Below are 21826 nucleotides of genomic sequence, written 5' to 3'. Positions count from 1 at the left end.
CTCCTTTTTAAATATTCTAACATTTAATCCCGTAAAAAAACCCCACCTTTTCTTAAAAAAATGAGGGTTGAGGAAATAGCTCTGCAAGCAGTTCATAAGACTTCTTTTTTGCTTCATAATCATGGATATTTGTAATAATTAAAAATTCGTCGTTATCGTATTTTTGCTGCAGCCCGATTAATCCTTGTTTTACTTCAGCTGGATTTCCTACGATCATACGAAGACGATTGTTGGTTATTTTTTTGAGCTCTTCTTCTGAATAAGAACGATTGCGCACTTCTTCTATCGATGAAATTGTTGTATCTCCGCCTTTAGCTACTTTCAACAGCCAATCATCTAACGTGTTAGCGTGTTCCTCCGCTTCTTCTGTTGTTTCTGCACATACTACAAATACGCATACGTTGGTTTTAGGCTTTGATTGATACGAAGAAGGGATAAATTCTTGTTTATAATGACGAATGGCTTCTTGTCCACCAACTGAATAAATAAAGTGTCCAAACGTAAAAGAGATGCCCAGTTCAGCAGCAGATCTCGCTCCTCTTTTATTGATACCAAGATGCCACAACTCCGGCTTTGTTTCACTTAACGGATAAGCCGTCACGCCGTAATACGGATGATCCGACGGCAAATTATGCTCAAGATGTCCTTTTAACGCTTGAATTTGCCGCGGGAATTCATTGAGGCTTTTACGGACTCCATCTGTCAGCGCTAGCCGAGTCAGCGCATCTCCTCCCGGTGACCGTCCAAGACCTAAGTCAATTCGATTCGGAAACAGATTTTCAAGCAACTGAGCATCTTCTGCTACTTTATACGGACTGTATTGAGGAAGAAGGACTCCTCCAGATCCAATTCGGATTCGGCTCGTTTGAGAAGCTAAGTGCGTCATTAAAAGAGTTGGAGATGAGCCTGCAAGACCGTTCGTATTATGATGTTCCGCTACCCAAAAGCGGTGGTAGCCCAACTTTTCCGTTAATTTTGCCAGTTCCACCGTACGTTTTAACGCTTCCTTTGGTGTTGATCCGCTTGAAACTGGAGACTGATCCAATACGCTTAGCTTAATCATAGCTGATTCTTCCTTTCGATTTTCAATTTCTATTGTATCTATTGTAGGAGAAAAATATGAATTCGTCTTGAAATTTGCTTCACGCTCATAAAAAAAGCAAACGCTAAGGCGCGTTTGCTTTTTCTTTTTCTTATTTTGCTTCGTGTATTTCTTTCACACGCTTATCGCTCGGCAACAGCCATGTTAACAGCCCTAGGATTGGTAAATAGCTGCAAAACAGCATAATAAACTGAAGGCTGAAGACATCGGCTAATTTACCGAATACAACAGCTCCTAAAGCTCCCATCCCAAAAGCAAGACCTACAATTAAGCCGGAAACCAAGCCAATTTTCCCCGGCATCAGCTCTTGAGCATAGACGACCGTGACGCTGAAACTTGACTGGAGAATAAAGCCGATTAGTATTAAAAGAGGTGCCGCCACTCCGAGAGAAACGTGAGGGAGTAATAAAGTAAACGGTACTGACCCTAACATAGAAAACAACAAAATATTTCGTTTTCCGAAACGATCGGCAAGCGGACCTCCAAAGAATGTTCCAAACACCCCTGCAATCATAAATAAAAAAACGTAAAGCTGAGCGCTTTTGATAGGCAAATTAAATTTTTCAATAATATAAAACTGAAAGAAATTAAGGATGCCGGCTCCGTACCATGAACGTGCAAAAACAAGAAAAATTAAAAGTCCAATCGCAAAAATAATTTGCTTGTTCATCGTAAATGAAGCATCTGACTGCTTTTTCTTCAAGCGTTGACGAGTAGCTAACTCTGATTTATACCATTTAGAGACGCTGTATAGAACCACTACGCCGATACCTGCAATTAACGTAAACCAAATTGTTCCAAACTGACCAAGTCCGATAAAGATAAATGCCGTAAACAGCGGAGCCATCGACTGTCCAGTATTCCCGCCAACTTGATAAATAGACTGTGCCAGCCCCCGCTTTCCTCCTGCTGCCATATACGCTACGCGAGAACCTTCCGGGTGAAAAATAGCGGATCCGAATCCTACAAATAAAACAGATATAATCACAAAATAAAAATTTGGCGCTAAAGCGAGTCCAACCATACCAATCATGCTTAAACACATTGCAATTGGCAATAAAAACGGCGAGGGACGCTTATCGGCAAATACGCCGAATACCGGCTGCATAATCGATGACGTCATGTTTAAAGCAAAGGCAATCCAGCCGATTTGCGTGTAGTTTAAATTCATCGATTTTTCAAGGACTGGAAAAAGTGCCGGTATAACAGACTGCATACAATCATTTAGAAAATGTCCTAAACTAATAGCAAATAAAATACGGTAAATTGTCGCCGGCTGCGCTTGCTGCGTTCGTGCTGCTGCTTGCATTCATAACCCTTCTTTCTTATTTAATCTACATTAAAACTGTTAAAGTCTTACAATGTCTTTTTCTATTATACAGTGAAAAGTAAGATTATAGTTGTTTTCTTTTTTATAAAAAAGGGAAAATTGCCTGTGAGGTGAGAACAGTGAAAAAACATGTGCATATGATTGTAGACGGACGCGTTCAAGGGGTTGGGTTCCGTCACTACACGCAGCTAAAAGCAATGGAATGCTCCATTAACGGATGGGTACGAAATCGAGACGATCAAAAAGTAGAAATTGATGCTGAAGGTGAAGAAAGTAATATCCAAAAATTTATTGAAGAAATTAAAAAAGGTCCCTCGCCGTTCGCTTCTGTTAGCAATGTGGAAGTAAAGGTAGTAAACACCCCTTCCCACACCCATTCTTTTCGTGTGAAGTACAGTTAAAATACTCGCTAAATTAAGATAATTTTTGATAAAATGGAAAAGTAAGCGATTTTATTTTTTCTACATATAAGGGGGAAAAAACGATGGTTGAAAACAAAATTGTGTTAATTACAGGTGCAGCTCAAGGTATTGGTTATCAAATTGGTGAGCGCTTTGCTGAAGACGGAGCGACTGTTGTCTTAACTGACTTGAATGAAGACGGAGTTAAGAAAGCAGCAGACAAATTGAAGACAAAAGGCTACGAAGCATTAGGCATTAAAGCAGATGTGACAAATGAAAGTGACATTGAACAAATGATTGCTCAAACGGTTGAAACATATGGCCGCCTTGATGTATTAATTAACAATGCTGGCATGCAATTTGTTTCCCCGCTCGAAGAATTTCCTACTGAAAAATTTGAACTTTTAACGAAAATTATGCTTGTTGCACCTTTTGTTGCGACTAAGCATGCGTTTCCTATTATGAAAAAGCAAAAATTCGGCCGCATTTTGAACATGTCTTCCATTAACGGATTGATTGGTTTCTCAGGAAAAGCGGCATACAACAGCGCTAAGCACGGCGTGATTGGCTTAACGAAAGTGGCTGCTCTTGAAGGTGCGGAGCACGGCATTACGGTAAATGCGATTTGCCCTGGTTATGTTGATACGCCGCTTGTTCAAAATCAATTAAAAGATTTGGCACGTACGCGAAATGTAGCGCTTGAAAAAGTACTAGAAGAAGTCATTTATCCTCTTGTTCCTCAAAAACGCTTGCTTGCTGTCGATGAAATTGCAGATTATGCAATGTTTTTAGCAAGTGATTTAGCAAAAGGCGTAACCGGCCAAGCTGCTGTGATCGATGGTGGATATACGGCTCAATAATAAAAAGAGTGTCAGTTAGACTGGCACTCTTTTTATTATTTACTTATTTAATTTCAAATTCTCCTAAAGAACCTGTCGTCTGACCTGCTTTTACTGCTTCTGCGTATAAATAATACGTTCCCGTCGGAAGAGCTTCACCATTAATCTTTCCGTCCCACGTTGCGCTAGAGAATCCTTTTTCTACATTCGTATACGAACTTAACAATTCCCCTTTTTCTAACGTTGCATCGTAAATGTAATAGCTAAGCTTCTCTGCTCCTCCTGGTAAATAACTGCCGTATTCAAATGAGCCATTTCCTAGTACATCTACATACGCAGAAGTGACGCGAGGATAATCCGGCTCTTTTACAAATAAGATGGTTGGAACATCGTACGTTTCTTTATTGTTACTTACGGTAATTGTCCCTTCATAATAGCCAGGAGACAATTTCCCTGCATCTACTTTTACATTCAGGTTTACTTTTTGTGTTTTTCCTGCATTAACAACTAAATCGTTTGTTGATTTAACGTCAATTGCCTGATGGCTTTTCTTAAATTTTACCTTGACCGAGTATTTTTGACTGTGATTTGATAGATTTTTAATCTTAAAGCTTTGTTTTTCTACTTGTTTCCCTTTATCTTTATAAAAGACGCCGTACGAGTGACTTCCTGGTGTAATAAGCGTTTTTGCTTTAATTGCATCTACTACGCGCATGCTTCCTGCACCTTGCGTATTATGAGGGTAAACCAGCCCGTTGCGGTCACGAAGCAGTTCCGTTGTGTTCATTAAAGATGCTTTTACGTCTTCTACTTTATAATTTGGATGCGCCTGTAAAATTAACGCTGCTGCTCCTGCTACGTGGGGTGCTGCCATACTTGTTCCTTGTTTGGATCCATATCCATGAGGGTTGCTTGGATCATTGGTTGGCACTGTGCTGATGATATCGACTCCCGGTGCCGAAATGTCCGGCTTAATCATCCATGTATCAACAACCGGTCCGCGCGATGAAAAGTCAGCCATTGTTTCATCGACTGTCTGATTAAACGTTGCACTAAAAGATCCCGTAACCGATCCCTTTGCCAAAGAAGCAACCAAGGCTTGTCCATCAGCTTTTGATAAGCGAATACTTGGCAAAGATGTGCCTGGAATATCAGGGATTGTCCCTTCTACATTGTTGTAAATCACCGTGGCAACAGCGCCGGCTTTTTTCGCATTATCAACTTTATCTACAAACGCAATGTCACCGCGAGAAATAACCGCTACTTTTCCTTTTACATCTTTTCCTTCAAAGTCTTCTGGTTTTCCGAGTCCGACAGGTACAAATTCATACTTTTTACCGCTTGCATCCAGTAGCGCCTTGTCATTTGGGAAGCCCATTACTTCAGCTGAAGCATAGCTTGCGTTATCTACAGTTAATGTCGTTTTATACAAATTGTAGGGAAGCTGAGTTGCACCAACTGAAATAGCTTCACGAGACGTTCCCGGAGACCCTACTGTCCAGTTAGCTGGTCCACTGTTTCCATTTGACGTAACAGCAACTACTCCTTCTTCCATTGCCCAATCTAATGCAATACTCGTTGCCAAGTCTGGATTATTAATCGTATCTCCAAGCGACAGGTTCATTACATCCGCTCCGTCTTCTACCGCACGTTCAATACCGGCGATCACGTCTTCCGTTGTACCTGTTCCTCCTGGCCCTAGTACACGATAAGCAAGTAAATGAGCATCAGGAGCTACTCCTTTAATTTTCCCGTCCGCTGCAATTGTTCCCGCTACGTGCGTTCCGTGCGTTGTTGCTTCTCCTTTTGGATCTCCAGCCGGCGTTTCTTGAGGGTCTTTGTCATCATCTACAAAATCCCACCCTTTATATTTCTCAAACGCTGACTTTAAATCCGGGTGGTCGTAATCGACGCCTGTATCAATAACGGCTACAGTCATATTTTTACCTGTATATCCTGATTTCCACGCTTGATCTGCTCCTACATAGTAAATGCTTTTATCCATTTCAGAACTGTATTCTTCGGCGCTCACTTCTTTCGATTTCACTTCTGTTGTATGATATTCAACGCTTGGATAAATAGCTTTTACTCCCGGTAAACTTGCTACTTTTTCAAGGTCATTAGCCGGAAGTTCCGCTGAAAACCCAGAAAATACTTGGTCATATTCACGCTTTACTTTTGAAGTTTTAGAAGCTTTTGAAAGCTCTTTTTTCACTTCGTCACGCGCTTTTTTAATCTTTCCTTTACTTTGCGCTACTCCTTTTTTCTTTGCTTCCGCTAAAGACTCTTCATTTAACTCCACAATAACTTTTACTTTTTTAGCCGACTTTAAGTTATAGTCTCCTTGAATTTTAACTAAAGACGGTTCAAGCGCTGGTTTTGAATTTCCGTTGGCGGATGCGCCCATTGCAAAAGAAGATAAAGCAACCGAAAATGCTACTGTACTTAATACAGACCGAATTGATACTTTTTTCATTGTGTTTTCCCTCTCCATTTCTCTCTATACTTCGTGCTACTATGTATGCCTTCATCCCCAGAACATACGCATCTTTTGCTTAGCTAGTGAGCTAAAAACTAGAATAGTATGGAAGTTCTATATATTACTATAAAATCCTTGAGTCTATGGAATCATTTTATATACTCGTGCAAATTAAGCACTAATGCTCAAAAAATGAAGAATTTTGTCTGTTTATCTTCTTTCCGTAACTTTTTTATTCCTAAAATTATGAAGAGATTAGATGAATATACAAGAATACTGACGAATTTCTGTTAATGTAGCTATTTTTATCAGGGACTCATTCCTACTTTTCCTTTGTTTACTTATAAGGTTTTTTTATTATTTTAAGAAAATTGTTCTTATAAGCGCTTTTTATTTTATTACTTATTATTTAGAACATAGTTTAATTTAATATAAAATATCGCACTTAATTAAATGAAATTTTAAAAAATTACGAATAATAAAATGAGATCTTGCAGATACTAACGTCAACGCTCGCACAAAGGGAGGCATGATTATGATAGATTTAAATTTCATCCTACTCATCCTTGATCTTCTCTCATCTCTTGTCACTATTGGCATCTACTTTACAACCAAGTAAGTACCTAACCTTCTCTTTACTCTTCTAGCGCATGTACTTAAGCTATTACAAAAAAGAAGCAAGCCAATTTTTACTGGCTTGCTTCAACTATATAATAAAGTAGTTAAAGTGGAAGGGATTTATCCGCGTCTTCCGCCTCTGCCACCTCGTTTTGATTCAGTGCTGCGTTTTAGTGTAGATAAATTATCTTCACTATCTTTTAAGAAACGCGCCATTTTTTGTTCGAAGTTTTCCTTTGGTTGGAAGTTGCTTTTAGAACGATTATCATTATTTCTTGCCTGACGTGGCGGGCGTTGTGAATAAGAAGATGAGGGTCTTTCAGGTTTATCTATTGCTTTTTTAATCGATAATCCAATTTTTCCGTCTTTCTCATTAACGACTTTCACTTCAATTTCTTGACCAACTTTAAGATGGTCATTAATGTCTTTTACATAGCTGTCAGCTACCTCACTAATATGTACAAGCCCAGTTTGACCTCCAGGTAATTCTACAAATGCTCCAAAATTAGTAATACCTGTTACTTTACCTTGTACCTTGCTACCTACTTCAACTGCCATAAAAAATGTTCCTCCTCAATAATATTAAAAGCACTTCATTATACCAAAGTGCGTAAGAATAACAAAGTGTGTATGAGAAAACAATTTGTTAAATTGCACTTTTTCCGCCTCTTTTTTGTTTTATGAAAGAAATCAGTCAAAATAATGCCCATATTAGATATACCTAATATGGGCATTTCTCTCATTTCCACCATTCATCAAACATACTAGCCGGTAACTGACGCTTATGTTCAGTAATACGATAGCGCTGTTCAATTTTTCCAGCGGCTTCTTGTGATACTTCTTTTCCTTCCAGATAATCGTCTAGTTCATCATAAGAAATTCCTAGTTCCGTTTCATCAGATTGACCAGGACTATTATCTAACAAGTCAGCTGTTGGTACTTTTTCATACAATCGTTTATCTGCACCTAATTCTTTTAGCAATGCTTTTCCTTGACGTTTTGTTAGTCCCGTTAGAGGGAGCACGTCTGCTCCGCCATCTCCATATTTCGTAAAAAAGCCTGTTACTGCTTCTGCTGCATGATCGGTTCCGATAACTAAAAGGCCGTTTTCTCCTCCGACTGCATACTGTACAATCATACGCGTACGTGCTTTGACATTTCCTTTATGAAAATCAGACAGCGCTATATCTGTCGCACCTGTAAACGAACTTTCAAATGCTTCTACCGTGTTTTTAATATTAAACGTATATGTTTCATTAGGTTTAATAAATTCTAGTGACGCCTTCGCATCCGCTTCATCATGCTGCGTGCCATGAGGCAAGCGAACGGCTACAAATTTTGCTTCATATTCTTCTTTTCGCAATTCGTCTACAGCAATCTGCGCTAATCGTCCAGCTAAGCTAGAGTCCTGGCCTCCGCTTATACCTAATACAAAGCCTTTTGCATTTGCTGACTTTAAGTAGGTTTTGAGAAAATCAACGCGGGCACGAATTTCCTGTGCTGGATCAATTTCAGATTTCACATGTAGCTCTTTTCTTATTTTTTCTTGCATGTCTGACATGATACATGCTCTCCTTCCATTATATGTAGATTTCTTACTGATACAGTCCATGTTTTTTACTATAAAAATAACAGAGATCAGGCATTAAATATCTTGGTTCTCCACCCCGAGCAAATTCTTGACGGATATAAGTAGAGCTGATTTCCATCGCCAGCCCTTTATCAAGAAGCTGAAACCGGCCGTCGTCATAATTTCGAAGCAAAGGAGAACGGCTAATAGCTTTCAACATGTCTATTCCCTCTCTTGCCATGACGATAAACTGGTTTTTACTAATAAGTTCATCTGCTTTCTTCCACTTGCCTTCGCCAATATCTTGCAGTAAGTCCGCTCCCATAATAAAAAATAACTCAGCGTGTGGAAGCAATTTTTTAAAGTGCTCCATAGTGTAGTATGTGTAATGATAGCCGGGCAATACGTCTAGCTCATACGTATCGAGCAAAAATTTTGGGTTATCTTTAATCGCTAAGCTAACCATATTTACACGGTGCTCATCCAACGTCTGGAGCTTTTTATCCGTTCGTTTGTGCGATGAAGGCAAAAAGATAATAGCATCTAACTTCTTTCGATGCGCAACCGTTGATGCCGTCCAAAGATGAACATTGGTAACCGGATCAAAAGAAGAACCATAAATCCCAATTTTCGCTCCTTTTTCTAAAAGCTTATCTATTTTTTTATCAGGGTTTAGCTGTTGAAAATAAGCAAGCGTATCTGACATGTCTCCAGCTCCCTACTATTTTTTATTTAGGGCTTCCGCTACTTTTTGTTTCACGTACGCAATTTGACGCGTTTTATTTTCCCAACATTTTTCGCTTAAATCTACTGGATATTCTTCAGGATTGCGCGTGCGCTTATATTCATCCCAAAGCAGCTCTAAATTATCTTTTACGTACTGCTGAATTTCCTGAAGCTCTTCTGTTTCATACACAAGCTCTCCGTTTACAAAGATATCATGGTGGAGTTCTTTTGCCTCAAAATTTGTGACGAATTTACTGATAAACGTATGAACAGGATGAAACATTTTTAAACGTTCTTCGCTTTGAGGATCTTCGTCTTCCATCGTGATATAATCCCCTTCAGATTTTCCATTCAAATTGTTAATAATACGATATACGCGCTTTAATCCTGGTGTACTCACTTTTTCAGGATTTGCGCTAATTTTAATCGTATCCATCATCTCGCCCTTTTCTCCTTCAATAGAAACGAGTTTATACACTGCGCCAAGCGCCGGCTGATCATAGGCAGTGATAAGCTTCGTACCAATTCCCCACATGTCTATTTGTGCTCCCTGCGACTTTAAATGCATAATCGTATCTTCATCTAAATCGTTGGAAGCAACAATTTTTGTTTCTGTAAACCCTGCTTCATCTAACATTTGACGAGCTTTTTTAGACAAATATGTTAAATCGCCGCTGTCTAAGCGAATCGCTGTAAAATTAATTTTATCGCCTAATTCTTTTGCTACTCTAATGGCGTTGGGAACTCCTGATTTTAACGTATCGTACGTATCAACTAGAAACACGCAGTTTTTATGGCGACGAGCATATTTATGAAATGCAATATATTCGTCTTTATAAGCTTGCACCATCGCATGAGCATGCGTTCCTGCAACTGGAATTCCAAATTTCTTTCCTGCTCGCACATTAGAAGTAGCACCAAATCCGCCAATATAGGCTGCTCTTGTTCCCCAAATAGCAGCGTCCATTTCTTGAGCGCGGCGTGTTCCAAATTCCATTGCCACTTGATCTCCTACTACATGTTTGATTCGAGCTGCTTTTGTCGCAATCAGCGTTTGGTAATTCACAATATTCAAAATAGCTGTTTCTACGAGCTGAGCTTCAATTAATGGTGCTTCTACACGTAAAATTGGTTCATTATGGAACACAAGCTCACCTTCACGCATACATCGAATCGTTCCAGTAAACGTAAGGTCTTTTAAGTAAGCTAAATAATCTTCTTTAAAACCTAATTCTTCATGCAAGTAGGTTAAATCTGATTCGCTAAATTTAAATGCTTTAATATATTCAATAATTCTTTCTAATCCAGCAAAAACAGCATAGCCATTCCCAAAAGGAAGTTTGCGGAAGAAAACTTCAAAAACAGCCTTCTTTTGATGAATATTATCTTCCCAGTACGTTTCTCCCATGTTAATTTGATATAAATCGGTGTGTAGCATTACGCTGTCATCTGTAAACATATTCATTAATTTCCTCCACTATTATGTCTTAAATAATTTCTGCTCCGAGGCAAGATTTAAAATGTTCAAGCGCCCACTCATGACCTTTTTGATTAAAGCTTGCTACGGCTTTTTCATAAATATAAATAGCAAATCCTTTATTATAGGCATCTACTGCTGTATGAAGTACACAAATATCCGTACATACACCTGCTAAGTAGACATCGGTAATTTGTCTTTCTCGAAGTTTAATCTCCAGATCCGTTCCAGCAAATGCGCTGTATCTCGTTTTATTCATCCATTCTACATTTACCTGTGATTGATACACATTATATAAATCATTTAACTTTCCGTATAGCTCTCTTCCTGCAGAGCCTTCAACATTATGAGGCGGAAACAGCGCTGATTCTGGATGCAAGGAATCATTTTCTTTATGAAAATCAATGGCGAACACCACATACTCATTTTGCTCAATAAATTGACGCGTAATATCGCATATGAATGTTTCAATGTGTCGCCCTGGTTCTCCGCATGTCAAAGCTCCGTTTTCAGCTACAAAATCATTTGTATAATCGATGTTAATCAGTGCTTTTTTCATTATGTTTCCCCCTCATACGTGAAAATTAACAGTTAACATATTGTTAATTATTTGGATTGAAAGTTTTTCTTTTAATAGCGTGCTGTATAGATTGGCTTCATCACATTCATTTCAACAAACTGATAGAGCTTTGTTGGTTTTTTAGACGTTCTCGTCGTTGTTTTTCCGTCTACTTCTTCAATAAATGGCAGCATTCTTATTTTTCGTGCAAAGGCCTGATCACTTTTAATCGCTGCATCATCCGTTACGGTAAGCAGCACAGCCTGCAGCTCAGAATATGTAAACTGAGAAGGCAGAAATTTCTGGGCAATGGTCGTTTGCAATAAATCTTTCTTAATTTCCTTGATTGCATCTCGAATGATGATTTCATGATCAAAAGCTAAAGGCAATGAAAAGATTTCATCTATTTTAAATAATTCAACTCGAGCAGCATCATCATTCGCTTTTCGCTTTATTAGACTATCTTCTGGAACGATTGCATAATGTGCGTTTGTAATGACCCATCCTCTATCGTCCCTGCCAGGCTCATCATAGACACCATAGTGTTTTAAATGAATGTCCTTTACGCCCGTTTCTTCTTCGAGCTCTCTTTTAGCCGCTTCAAAAGCTGATTCATCAGGATGGACAAATCCGCCGGGAAGCGCCCACTTTCCTGCTTCGCTGTTCTTTTCTCCCTCTGCGTTCACCATTGCTCGTTGGATAAGCATTAATTTCAAACTCATTTTAGGTGGTTTGTATGGTTCTTTTTCTTCCGTCACAATCGTAAATACAGCAATATCTGACGTATAGCCATATGGTTTAGGATATTCTTTTTTCGTTTGATTCGTCATTGCTTTTTTGTTCGACATTCATCATTTCTCCTGATCGCTCTTTTTACAATTAACAATATGATTAATGTTAATTATATTTGTTTTATGGAAAATGTCAATACTTTTCCCACTAATTATAAAGAGAAGGTAATTTATGTTGTAAATAACGTTATGTTTCGTATTTTTTAGATTTTATATGCATAAAAAGCTGAGTGAAGAAGTTCTAATTCCCCTCCTCCCTCAGCTTTTTTTCCTTTTAATTAACGTGCTGCTAAACCAATCATCATTTTACCGTCTTTAAAATACTCAATGACATAGTCAACAGACGGACAGTAAATAAATGCTTCTTCTGTAAGATCAGCTGTTTGTTGAAAAAATAGTAAAGCCTGAGCTAAATCGACGCTTACAGCTTTAGTTGCTCGTTTCCAAAATAAAACAACCTGATGTTCTTTTATATTCATCTCTTGAAGCCATTTTTTGATTTCTTCAATATGCCGAGTGGACTTTTTAATTAATACTTTTCGCCAATTAATTTGCATGATTGTTAAAAAAGGAAAGGTGTTTGAAAGTTTTTCGAAGTAAATGCTTGTCTGCTTTTTCGTTAGCAAATCTGCACTGTTACCCAATGTTTGAATATAATGTTCTACTTTTGTCATAATCATCCTCCAGTCGAAATTGGAGTTTGCTAGAATTTTCAGAGACGATCTCTACTCTTCTTGCTAAAAATCCTGCAGCTTTCCAACCGTGCTTTTTCTCAACAATTTTGATGTTTCACCTTTTTATACAAATTATTCAAAATAATTTGTGTATTTTAGTTTATCATAAAACTTAATCTTTGACTTTGATTATGCAAAACCTTATTTGTGTTTTGTCCAAAGAGCGAATTCCATAGAAGAAAAGCTATAAAAAAGTTGACATTCACATTTATAAAAGTTAATATACTTACTAAAAGTAACTTAATTGCATATAACAAACAAGGTGAAGAAAATGAACTATCAAACAGATGTGTGTATAATAGGAGCCGGACCAGGCGGTGCTCTACTGGCCTATCTACTGGCTAAACAAAATATATCAACTATACTGATAGAGAGATCTGATGAGCTTGGAAAAGAATTTCGAGGCGAACATTTAAATGAAGATGGAGAAATGATTCTTAAGAAACATCATATATTTGAAGAAATGGAAAGCTTAGGCCTCCTTCGAATGTCTAGGGTCGAATACTGGAAGGATGGACATGTATTCAAAACCATAGAATCTGAACTTGGACATGCAGGAATTCATGTTCCACAGCAGCATCTCCTTCAGTCTATAAATAACCAAGCAAGCATCCATCCCTCCTACAAACTTATGCTGGGCACAAAAGTAACGGAGCTAATGCAGAATGAAAAAGGACAATATACTGGAATAAAAGCTCAGCAAAAAGGCCGGGGTGAAATAATAGTTGAAAGTAAAATCATTATTGGAGCAGATGGCCGATATTCAACTGTTCGCAAACTTGCGCACATAAAAAACAATATTCATAATCATGGATACGATTTGCTTTGGGCAAAAATTCCTGCACCAGCCAATTGGGAGCCTTCTATTAAATTTGCACTTGTAGAACAGCAGCAGGTGGCGCTTTTTTCTCAAGCAAAAGGCTTTGTTCAAATCGGATGGAATATTGAAAAAGGCAGCTATCCTGCTCTTCGGAAACAATCATTTAGACCGTTTATTCAGCGTTTAATAGACGCTTTCCCTAGCTTAAACCTTTCAATAGAAAGGTTTATTACGTCGTGGTCAGACTTTACGCTTCTTTCTGTGCAAAGCAGCATAAGCGAAGTATGGTCAAAGCATCACCTGTTATTATTAGGGGATGCTGCTCATACGATGACTCCAACTGGTGCTTTTGGATTAAACGAGTCATTAAAAGATGCTGACTTACTGTCTGACTTACTGCATCAAGTTTTTTATCAAAACAAAGAGATTTCAGAAACATTGAGACAGTTTGAACAGAAAAGAAAGCCTAAATTAATAACTCTTGAACATATTCAGTTTCAGCGAGAAAAAGAATTCTCGTCCCATTTTATTTCTTCTTAAGCCTAAAAAAAAGAGATTCCATAGATAAATGGAATCTCTTTTTTTTGCAGTTGTTCTATGTAAGTTCTCTTTTATGTATATTCCGCGAAGTTAATCTTGCTTTGCCCGCTGCCATTTTTGAAATTCAAGAAATTGTTTAAACTGCTCTTTGCTTATTCCTGACTCCGCTGCTTCTTTTGCTAACTCAAGCCACTCATCATCAATATCCAACGATTCAGATTTATCCATAGGCTCATGAATTAATCTATCAATACTCACGTTCAATGAGGTAGAAATTTTGTTTAGAAATTGAATAGATGGGTTGAGCTGAATTCCTCTTTCTACTGAAGATATGTACGATTTAGCAACACCCGCTCGGTTTGCAAGTTCTGTTAGCGATATTCCCTGTTTCGTTCTGAGATCTCGAATACGTTGGCCAATTGTCATTTTAATCACCCTTACTAATGCTTACTTATCGATAATAATACCATAATTTCACTTTACCGTGCATTATAAATAAACGTTCTTACCATAAAGGGGTGATTATACATCTAAAAAAGGGTGATTATGCATCTAGTGAAGATAGTTTGAGACTGGTTATAAAGGTTATCTATACTTGGGAACGCTTTATTCCCTTATCATTGTATCGGCTAAGCATTTGAACTAATGCTTTGTAAAAATTGTCTAACTTCCTCGATGCTTATACCTGTTTGTTTTGCTTCCATTATGAGCATAACCCATTCTAAGTCTAACGTATTTTCGTCTTTAAAATTCATAATTCTCCTCCTTTCTTCTTTTTTCGAAATTGATAACGTTTTCTTTTTAGTGTTTTTGGGCATTCTCCCTTATTTATCACTATGGTTTTACAGTATAATGGATATTACTAGAACATTAGACATTTTTTAATTACTAAAAAGCACCTATTTTTTTGAAATTTTTGTCTATTCTTATCATAATAATTTTACCGTTACACAAACGCTACAGTTAGACACTAGGAGGATTGTTTTTATGCCTTTTCTGCATACGGCGACAGAAAAAATTTACTATGAAGTTCATTCGCCCGCGTTCACTGACCAGACAGACACCATTGTGATGATTCATTCTGTTATCACTGATCATACGCTTTTTGATTCTATTACTGCAGAATTAACCCAACATTATCGTGTTATTCAATACGATTTGAGAGAGACAGGAAACAGCGCCTCCGCTACAGGGGAAATATCGTTTGAGACTCATATTGAAGATCTTTTCCACCTATTACATACGTTGCATATAAAGAAATGTTACTTAGTTGGCGTGGGATTTGGAGGACAAATCGCTGTTAAATTTGCTGCTCGCTATGAATTTCTTATTGAGGGACTGATACTATTGTCTCTTCCTTTTTATTCCGATAGCACCCTTCAAAAGATTAAGAGATGTTACAACGAAGAAAGTAAAAACCAAATACCGGTAGATAAAATTTTCGAATTAGGCAAACTAGAGAGTTTGGAACCTACAAACATACAACAGATAATTGAAAAACTAAAAAAAATGGATCCCAGGGTATATTTCCGCTTTCTTAAACTATCTATTACAGACAATCTATTTCAAGAGTTGACTAGTATTTCACTTCCTGTACTCACTTTATCTGGCCAAAATGATTTGCTGTTTTCATCACAGTATCTGATTTCAAAAACGATGTTTTTAAAAAATTACAGTCATATGACCATACCTAACGCTCATTCTTCATTTCTAGTAAAAGAAAAAACAGCTTTACTCAAAGAAATTGTTATAGATTTTATTAAAAGTAATACACAACAACTGCCTTCTTTAAAGAATGATCCTATGAAAATACTTAAGAACTGGGAAAGTGACACAGCTATAGATATACAAAAAGATTTTCATGCACATACACCCTCTCTTAAAGTAGATTTTTTGTACTCTTTTTCCGTCTATGTAAATGGCCAGCTTATTACAGAAGGCTGGAACAAACGCTTTGCTCAAGAAATCTTACTATATCTTATTTTTCATCATTCTATCAGCAGAGAACAGCTATGTGAAGCGCTGTGGCCTGACGTACCTTTAAGCAACGCCAAAAAGAATTTGCGCGTCTATTTGTCTCATTTAAAAAAGCTATTGAACGCAGAAAGCGCAGAGCCGGTTTTACTTGTTAACAGGCCGCTCATTTCTTTAAACGCCGATGTGTCAAGCGATGGATTAGACTTACTAACTGACCTTCAGTGGATTACCGAACAGTCTGATCCGGCGTTGAAATTCAAGGAAGCTGAACAGAGACTGCACCAATTAGTTCCTCATTATTTAACAACGATTTATGACGATTGGTTCCTTGATATCCGAGTAAAAATAGAGATTATTCTTCTTGACTTATTAATCTGGATGAAAGAATGGCTTTGTGAGAATGGAAAAGTTTCAAAAGCCGTATTTTTACTCATTAAATTTATTGATTTAGTAGAAGAAAAGGAATTCATTTATGATGAAATTGTCGATTGCTATATCAAGCTCGATAACAATGAAAAATCAGAGTACTGGCTCGATCAAAAAATGCGGTATTTAGTTGAATAAAAAGGATGTGAATATATGAATTCGTACTGTGAGATGGTGTTTAATCAAATAAACGTTAACATCCATTCCCTAACCGCAATTATTAATGACGTTACAGAAGAAGAGCTTGCTTATCGTCCCCTCCCTCACAAGCGATCTATTCAAGAGCTGTTGCAGCATTTATGTCTCATTTGCAGTGCAGACTATTATATTTCCTTAGGCTACTCTGCAGATAAAATGAATGACTTTTATCTGCAGCATCCAGCTTATACAAAGCTTGAACTCAAAGCAGCTTTAGTAGAGGGCTTCAATCAGCTAAAAGCAGTTTACTCTTCTTTTGACGAACAACAGCTATTGTCACTGCAGACATCCTATTGGGGATGCACGTATACACGTTTTGAGTGGCTGCTTGAAATTCAGTCTCATTTATACCATCACCGTGCAGAACTGTATACGCTTCTAACCTGTTACCGCAGAAACGGATTGGATGTAGTGCTTTTTGAGTGATATAATTTGTAGCTTTTATATATAGAAAGCATTAAAAGAAAATGAGGTTGGGTTATGAGAGAAACAATCGTTGCAGCTTTAAAGAAAATTGAAGAAGATTACGACGTAAAAGTATTATACGCTTGTGAATCTGGAAGTAGAGCGTGGGACTTTCCATCTAAAGATAGCGATTATGATGTTAGATTTATTTATATTCATAAGAGGAATACATATTTAAGCATTGATCCAATCGGTGTAGGTAAAAAGCGAGATGTAATAGAGCTACCTATTAATGACCTATTAGATGTTAGCGGCTGGGACTTAACCAAGACATTAAAACTTTTCAGAAAATCAAACCCACCTTTACTAGAATGGATGCAATCAAACATTGTATATTACAAGGCGTATTCAACATTTTATAAAATGAAAGAACTACATTCTAACATCTTTACTCCTACTTCTTGTATATACCACTATTTAAATATGGCTAGAAATAACTTTCGAGAGTATTTACAAGGTGACGAAGTAAAAATCAAAAAATATTTTTATGTTTTAAGACCTGTGTTAGCTGCTAAGTGGATTGAGCAATATAACGAATTTTCTCCACTAGAATTCCCTATTCTCTTGGAGAAACTGTTACCAGAAGGAGAGTTAAAAGAAGAGGTTAGCAAGCTGTTAAAGCGTAAAATTAGTGGTGATGAGTTAGATTTAGAACCACGCATCAATGTTATTAATGAATTTTTAAACTTAGAAATTGACCGTTTAGACAAATACGTCAGAACTTTATCCGTAGAATTAGATGACCCTACATATGAATTAGATCAATTGTTTAGAGATACTTTAGACGAAGTTTGGAACTAAGTATAAACCAAAAAGGCTTATCCCTAATGCAAGTAGCGGCGGATAAGCCTTTTATTTATGGTTTCTATTAAAGCGGTATATTATTATTCGTATTTTTTGTGTCATTTAAATAGCTCTCCACATATATTTGTTCTGCATCTGTAGCATTTTTAATTCCATCCTCCGGACTAAATTCAATGTCTCTCCTTATGGCTACACGATCTGCAATGTAACCCATTGCTAACAAAAAAACTATACATCCTCCTGCCCACAGCCACATTGTCATTTTACTACCCCCTTTTTTAATTTCGATATTACATTTGATTACTTCTTAGGATTTTGATTAGTTTTACTAACCACTCCTTTTACTAACCCAGTAAAAGGATTAATTTCATAAGTTAAATCTCTTCAGGTCCCTTTTTCTTCTTTAGTTCACCTAGCGTCGCGTAATACAGCATATATCCTCCGCAGGATAAAAGCCCTCCAACAAATAAAATGGCAAGTTTTTTAATAACTATCCCCTCCACATTCTTTTAAACAAAACAGAACTAACAGATAATTCGACTTTATGTTAAACGTTTTTCCGCAAAAAGGAATTTAAATTAACATTCCCTATACTTACTATACGTTATAGCACGAAGAAAAGTTTCAGAAAATTACATCAATAATTTCCAAGTTGATTTTCAACAAATCTGATTATAATTTTTTATGTTTCATCCTAAATAATTTCAAAAATACAAAGTTACTGCTACCAATCTATCTACAAAGCATTTGAGGCTTTACGCCGCTTCAATCAGATCTACTATTATTGCCAGATGCATTAATTATGATGCCGACTATCACTGCAGGTATGAACCAATTACCTCAACACTTAATTTCTCACGGTACAGCTTTAAGTAATACAATGCGTCAAGTTGCAGGTTCGATTGGTACGGCTATACTTGTTACAATTATGACGCAACAAACTACGGAATACCTCGCTAACTATACTATACCAATACATTAAGTTCTTAAGTAGCCAACTTAGTCAATTAGGTACTAGCGGTATTATGTCGCTATACGCTAAAGCAATAACAACTCCGACTATAGATGGTAGTAACGATGCATTCTTATTTGCTACATTATTAGGTCTGGTTGCACTTTTACTCTCTTTCTTCTTGCGTACACCAAAGATCAATAGAAAGAAATAGTAAAAAGCCGTTTCTTTGGTTAAGAAACGGCTTTTTATTTTAATAAACAATTGTATTTAAAGCATATATCTTACATTTGGATATCATATTTAGATTCAAATGTAGACACTTTTTCTTTAGCATCTAAAAATTGTGTTTCAGCAGCTTTTGTGTTTTCTTCTAAAGTTGATTTATCCTTACCACTTTCTTTTTGTAGAACTTCTAGCATTTCAACTTGCTTATTTAATGACGAAGTTACGCTAGTGACTGCGGAATTCAATTGATTATATTCTTCAGTACTAAAGCTATCTTTATATTTCTCCAACTCTTCCTGAATAAGCTTTATTCTTTTCATAGGCATTCCTTGTATAGACTTAATAGCCTCAGTTGCGTCTGCATCAATTTTTTCATAATCGTAGCTATCTGCATTAAAATCTTTGTCTAACTCAATCGTGTTCACTGCATTAAAGTGCTGAGTAATATCGGCTTTCGTTAATACAATATGCATATGAGTACCTATTGCAGCCTCGTACACATCTACTGCCGAACCGTAACGTTTTTGAGCTTTTATTGCTTGATCATTACTTAAATTGTCTATCTCAGTTTTTAAGTCTTTTAAGTGTTTGTCTATTTCACCATCATCGCCTTGAAGAATATTCTTGCTTTCAATTGACTTTGCAAGTATGTTAAAGTCTGCTTCAAAAACAAGATAATCATCAGATTCCATATATCCTTTTTCTTTTGTATAGTCTTCATACTCGCTCTCTAATTTAGAGATTTTTTGTTCAAGTTTTTTCTGCTCTTTCCCCATTTGTTTCTGCTCTTGCTTAGCAGATGCTTGTTTTTGTTCTTCTTTTGTTGACCCACAAGCTACTAGACTAATAGATAACAACGATGCTACAAGTCCTAGGCCAATTTTTCTTAAATTCTTCATTTCTTTCTCCTTTTTTTGGTATGTAGTTTTTTCACCCAACCATGATAGCATATATTACGTAATCCAAAAGAACGATTTTAGCAAAAATATCAAGTTTTTAACAAATAAACCATTAAGAGCAACACTTTTTTCTACTAGTTCCGGAGATTTAAACAGGTCTTTTTTTCTCAAAGTTATTGAAAATTGTTTAATCGTTACACCTTTCACCTTGCGCAGGCTAAAAACTAATTAGGAAAAGTAAAAGCCGTTTCACCGTTTAGAAAACGGTTATTTACTTTAACATATAATTCTATACTTAGAGTTAATGTGATATTTCAACCCCTAGTTCTGATTCAAAATAATAAATTTACAATTTTCTTAGCGCGTTGACTTGTTTTTCTAAAGTGGAAATTAACCATTTTCTTCATAAAAATAGTACTATTTTCAAGAGGAATCTTTTATTTCTCCTGAAGATAGTACTACACTATATTAGATAACCTTTATTTTTGTTTTAGTTTTAATTGTATAATATGTATCTGCTACTAGTCCTACTGCAAGTCCACTAATCATCCCGTATGGTAATACACCTGGTACATTTTGATAAAAAGTGCCGATTAACATCGCAGCTAGGATGCCGAAAAGTACGCCTATCACAATATGCGAACCAAACTTCACCTGTTTTGCGGTATACATTCTTCCTCCTCCTCACTTTTTTTCCATTATATCACAACAGTATCGTTTATTTAATGATAACTGAGCGAGGAATGCGAATGTAATAAAACTGTAACCTTATATAACTATTTTAATACTACTCTTTTGGTGAATAAAATGTCATATGAGGCTTTTCTTCTTGATAATACGCTAAGCGGTCTTGGAGCGTACCGGTGTGAAATTCAAATTTATGACCGTCCGGATCCGTAAAATAAATAGATTGTTTGTCTCTTTCGTCGCGGTTTCTTCCCGGTAAGATGGTTACATTATGCTGTTTTAACAGTTCTCTTGCTTCGTCAAAGTTTTCAATAGAAATAGAAAACGCTAAATGAGTATACGAATACTGAATGTCTGATCTAGGAATATTTTTTTCTTCATTTAACGCCAGCCACAATCCATTCAGACTAAAGTAAGCGGTGGATTTTCCTTTCACTAAAAGTTCTGCTCCTAGCACTTTCTGATAAAATATGATAGATTGTTCTAAATTTGACACAGAAAAGCACATGTGATTAATTCCTTGAATCATCTTTACCCCTCGCTTTCTAGAAAAAAGTATTACATAACTTTCCTTTTAGCACCTATTTTACTGAAAAAACATACTTTTTGCCATGTAAAGAGCTACTCCCCAAATCATACATGCAGAAGCCTTATTGACCCAAATCATTATTTTTCCATTTGAATCCATTTTTCCTACTGCTTTTCCTGCAAATGCTAAGGATAAAAACCATATCCACGAAACGCATATCGTAACCAGCGTAAAAACCCACTTTTCTCTTCCGCTGTACAGTAGAGAATTTGTTCCGATTACGCCCATAATATCCATTAGCGCGTGAGGATTTAGCAAAGATACAGAAGCAGCAAATAAAACTTGCGCTTTCACCGTCATTCCTTCCTTTAATGACGTTTTTGAAGGTTCGCTCTTCCACGTCACAAAGCCCATATACGCTAAGAAAAGAAGACCTATTCCAAAAATAAGCGTTTGAAAAAATGAAAAAGCAGCGGCTGCTGCTGAAACTCCCAGCACTGCTACTAGAATTAAAATCGTATCACAAACAGAAGCCGTTACCACTACGGGAAGCGCCTGTTTGATCGTTCGTTGATTGGCTCCTTGATTAAAAACAAACACATTTTGTACCCCTAAAGGTAAAATCAAACCGAATGCTAACAACAAAGCATGTATAACCACTGTAAACATGTTGCT

The 21826-nt window shown here is 36.8% G+C and carries 23 protein-coding genes; 6 read left to right on the top strand and 17 right to left on the bottom strand.

Going from position 1 to position 21826, the window contains the following annotated elements:
* Positions 1–52: 52 nt before the first annotated feature.
* Together ACFX4E_RS16780 and ACFX4E_RS16775 are read right to left on the bottom strand one after the other, a co-directional pair.
* On the bottom strand, positions 53–1063 hold the full coding sequence (locus ACFX4E_RS16780; RefSeq protein WP_377258625.1) for an LLM class flavin-dependent oxidoreductase: 1011 nt from the start codon (positions 1061–1063) through the stop codon (positions 53–55).
* A 130-nt stretch (positions 1064–1193) separates the two neighbouring features.
* Complete coding sequence (locus ACFX4E_RS16775; RefSeq protein ID WP_028413468.1) at positions 1194–2411, bottom strand: MFS transporter; 1218 nt, start codon at positions 2409–2411, stop codon at positions 1194–1196.
* Between the two features lie 140 nt (positions 2412–2551).
* Between ACFX4E_RS16775 and ACFX4E_RS16770 the strand changes: the two genes are divergently transcribed.
* Entirely contained in the window at positions 2552–2833 is a 282-nt protein-coding gene (locus ACFX4E_RS16770) for an acylphosphatase (RefSeq protein WP_013083031.1), read from the top strand.
* Between the two features lie 83 nt (positions 2834–2916).
* Positions 2917–3693: a 3-hydroxybutyrate dehydrogenase gene (locus ACFX4E_RS16765; RefSeq protein ID WP_013056911.1), complete on the top strand. Its 777-nt coding sequence runs from the start codon at positions 2917–2919 to the stop codon at positions 3691–3693.
* 43 nt (positions 3694–3736) lie between these two features.
* On the opposite strand, the gene ACFX4E_RS16760 is transcribed toward ACFX4E_RS16765, so the two are convergent.
* From ACFX4E_RS16760 to ACFX4E_RS16725, 8 genes are all read right to left on the bottom strand, one after another.
* A complete protein-coding gene (locus ACFX4E_RS16760; protein ID WP_377237986.1) occupies positions 3737–6148 on the bottom strand; it encodes a S8 family peptidase in 2412 nt (803 codons plus the stop codon).
* Positions 6149–6889: 741 nt separating this feature from the next.
* Positions 6890–7327, bottom strand: a complete 438-nt coding sequence (locus tag ACFX4E_RS16755; protein WP_013056909.1) for a S1 domain-containing RNA-binding protein — start codon at positions 7325–7327, stop codon at positions 6890–6892.
* Positions 7328–7508: 181 nt separating this feature from the next.
* Positions 7509–8330 (bottom strand): ammonia-dependent NAD(+) synthetase, encoded by an 822-nt coding sequence (gene nadE / locus ACFX4E_RS16750; RefSeq protein ID WP_377237987.1) that lies wholly within the window; start codon positions 8328–8330, stop codon positions 7509–7511.
* A 34-nt stretch (positions 8331–8364) separates the two neighbouring features.
* Entirely contained in the window at positions 8365–9045 is a 681-nt protein-coding gene (gene nadD, locus ACFX4E_RS16745) for a nicotinate (nicotinamide) nucleotide adenylyltransferase (protein WP_028408648.1), read from the bottom strand.
* A gap of 15 nt (positions 9046–9060) precedes the next feature.
* On the bottom strand, positions 9061–10530 hold the full coding sequence (locus tag ACFX4E_RS16740) for a nicotinate phosphoribosyltransferase (RefSeq protein WP_060745727.1): 1470 nt from the start codon (positions 10528–10530) through the stop codon (positions 9061–9063).
* A 22-nt stretch (positions 10531–10552) separates the two neighbouring features.
* On the bottom strand, positions 10553–11101 hold the full coding sequence (locus ACFX4E_RS16735; protein WP_028408650.1) for a cysteine hydrolase family protein: 549 nt from the start codon (positions 11099–11101) through the stop codon (positions 10553–10555).
* 71 nt (positions 11102–11172) lie between these two features.
* Positions 11173–11949, bottom strand: coding sequence for an NUDIX domain-containing protein (locus tag ACFX4E_RS16730; protein ID WP_060745728.1), 777 nt, complete (start codon positions 11947–11949; stop codon positions 11173–11175).
* 221 nt (positions 11950–12170) lie between these two features.
* Positions 12171–12566, bottom strand: coding sequence for a CDI toxin immunity protein (locus ACFX4E_RS16725; RefSeq protein WP_028408652.1), 396 nt, complete (start codon positions 12564–12566; stop codon positions 12171–12173).
* Positions 12567–12897: 331 nt separating this feature from the next.
* Here ACFX4E_RS16725 and ACFX4E_RS16720 point away from each other — a divergent pair, with 331 nt between their 5' ends.
* The gene (locus ACFX4E_RS16720) at positions 12898–13986 is read left to right on the top strand and encodes an FAD-dependent monooxygenase (RefSeq protein ID WP_028408653.1); all 1089 of its coding nucleotides are present in this window, start codon (positions 12898–12900) and stop codon (positions 13984–13986) included.
* Between the two features lie 90 nt (positions 13987–14076).
* On the opposite strand, the gene ACFX4E_RS16715 is transcribed toward ACFX4E_RS16720, so the two are convergent.
* Positions 14077–14412: a helix-turn-helix domain-containing protein gene (locus ACFX4E_RS16715; protein ID WP_013056901.1), complete on the bottom strand. Its 336-nt coding sequence runs from the start codon at positions 14410–14412 to the stop codon at positions 14077–14079.
* Positions 14413–14615: 203 nt separating this feature from the next.
* Positions 14616–14741: an anti-repressor SinI family protein gene (locus ACFX4E_RS16710; protein ID WP_013083022.1), complete on the bottom strand. Its 126-nt coding sequence runs from the start codon at positions 14739–14741 to the stop codon at positions 14616–14618.
* 232 nt (positions 14742–14973) lie between these two features.
* Between ACFX4E_RS16710 and ACFX4E_RS16705 the strand changes: the two genes are divergently transcribed.
* From ACFX4E_RS16705 to ACFX4E_RS16695, 3 genes are read left to right on the top strand one after another with little or no spacing between them, the layout of a single operon-like run.
* Positions 14974–16527, top strand: a complete 1554-nt coding sequence (locus ACFX4E_RS16705) for an alpha/beta hydrolase (protein ID WP_377237988.1) — start codon at positions 14974–14976, stop codon at positions 16525–16527.
* Between the two features lie 15 nt (positions 16528–16542).
* On the top strand, positions 16543–17013 hold the full coding sequence (locus tag ACFX4E_RS16700; protein WP_060745730.1) for a DinB family protein: 471 nt from the start codon (positions 16543–16545) through the stop codon (positions 17011–17013).
* A gap of 54 nt (positions 17014–17067) precedes the next feature.
* Complete coding sequence (locus ACFX4E_RS16695) at positions 17068–17853, top strand: nucleotidyltransferase domain-containing protein (protein WP_377237989.1); 786 nt, start codon at positions 17068–17070, stop codon at positions 17851–17853.
* Positions 17854–17920: 67 nt separating this feature from the next.
* On the opposite strand, the gene ACFX4E_RS16690 is transcribed toward ACFX4E_RS16695, so the two are convergent.
* The 5 genes from ACFX4E_RS16690 to ACFX4E_RS16670 form a co-directional block, all read right to left on the bottom strand.
* Positions 17921–18118, bottom strand: a complete 198-nt coding sequence (locus tag ACFX4E_RS16690) for a hypothetical protein (protein WP_098333247.1) — start codon at positions 18116–18118, stop codon at positions 17921–17923.
* 974 nt (positions 18119–19092) lie between these two features.
* Positions 19093–19935 carry a hypothetical protein gene (locus tag ACFX4E_RS16685; protein ID WP_098333248.1) on the bottom strand — a complete coding sequence of 281 codons (843 nt, stop codon included), beginning with the start codon at positions 19933–19935 and terminating at the stop codon, positions 19093–19095.
* 468 nt (positions 19936–20403) lie between these two features.
* On the bottom strand, positions 20404–20607 hold the full coding sequence (locus tag ACFX4E_RS16680; protein ID WP_098249809.1) for a hypothetical protein: 204 nt from the start codon (positions 20605–20607) through the stop codon (positions 20404–20406).
* A 115-nt stretch (positions 20608–20722) separates the two neighbouring features.
* Complete coding sequence (fosB, locus tag ACFX4E_RS16675) at positions 20723–21151, bottom strand: metallothiol transferase FosB (protein WP_098249810.1); 429 nt, start codon at positions 21149–21151, stop codon at positions 20723–20725.
* A 57-nt stretch (positions 21152–21208) separates the two neighbouring features.
* Positions 21209–21820 (bottom strand): LysE/ArgO family amino acid transporter, encoded by a 612-nt coding sequence (locus ACFX4E_RS16670; protein ID WP_028408659.1) that lies wholly within the window; start codon positions 21818–21820, stop codon positions 21209–21211.
* Positions 21821–21826 lie beyond the last annotated feature (6 nt).

Source organism: Priestia sp. YIM B13491, assembly GCF_042787605.1.
In the GTDB taxonomy this organism is placed as follows: Bacteria; Bacillota; Bacilli; order Bacillales; family Bacillaceae_H; genus Priestia; species Priestia megaterium_E.
The sequence above is the reverse complement of the archived record's forward strand: the minus strand, read 5'-3'. Positions and strand labels throughout refer to the sequence as shown.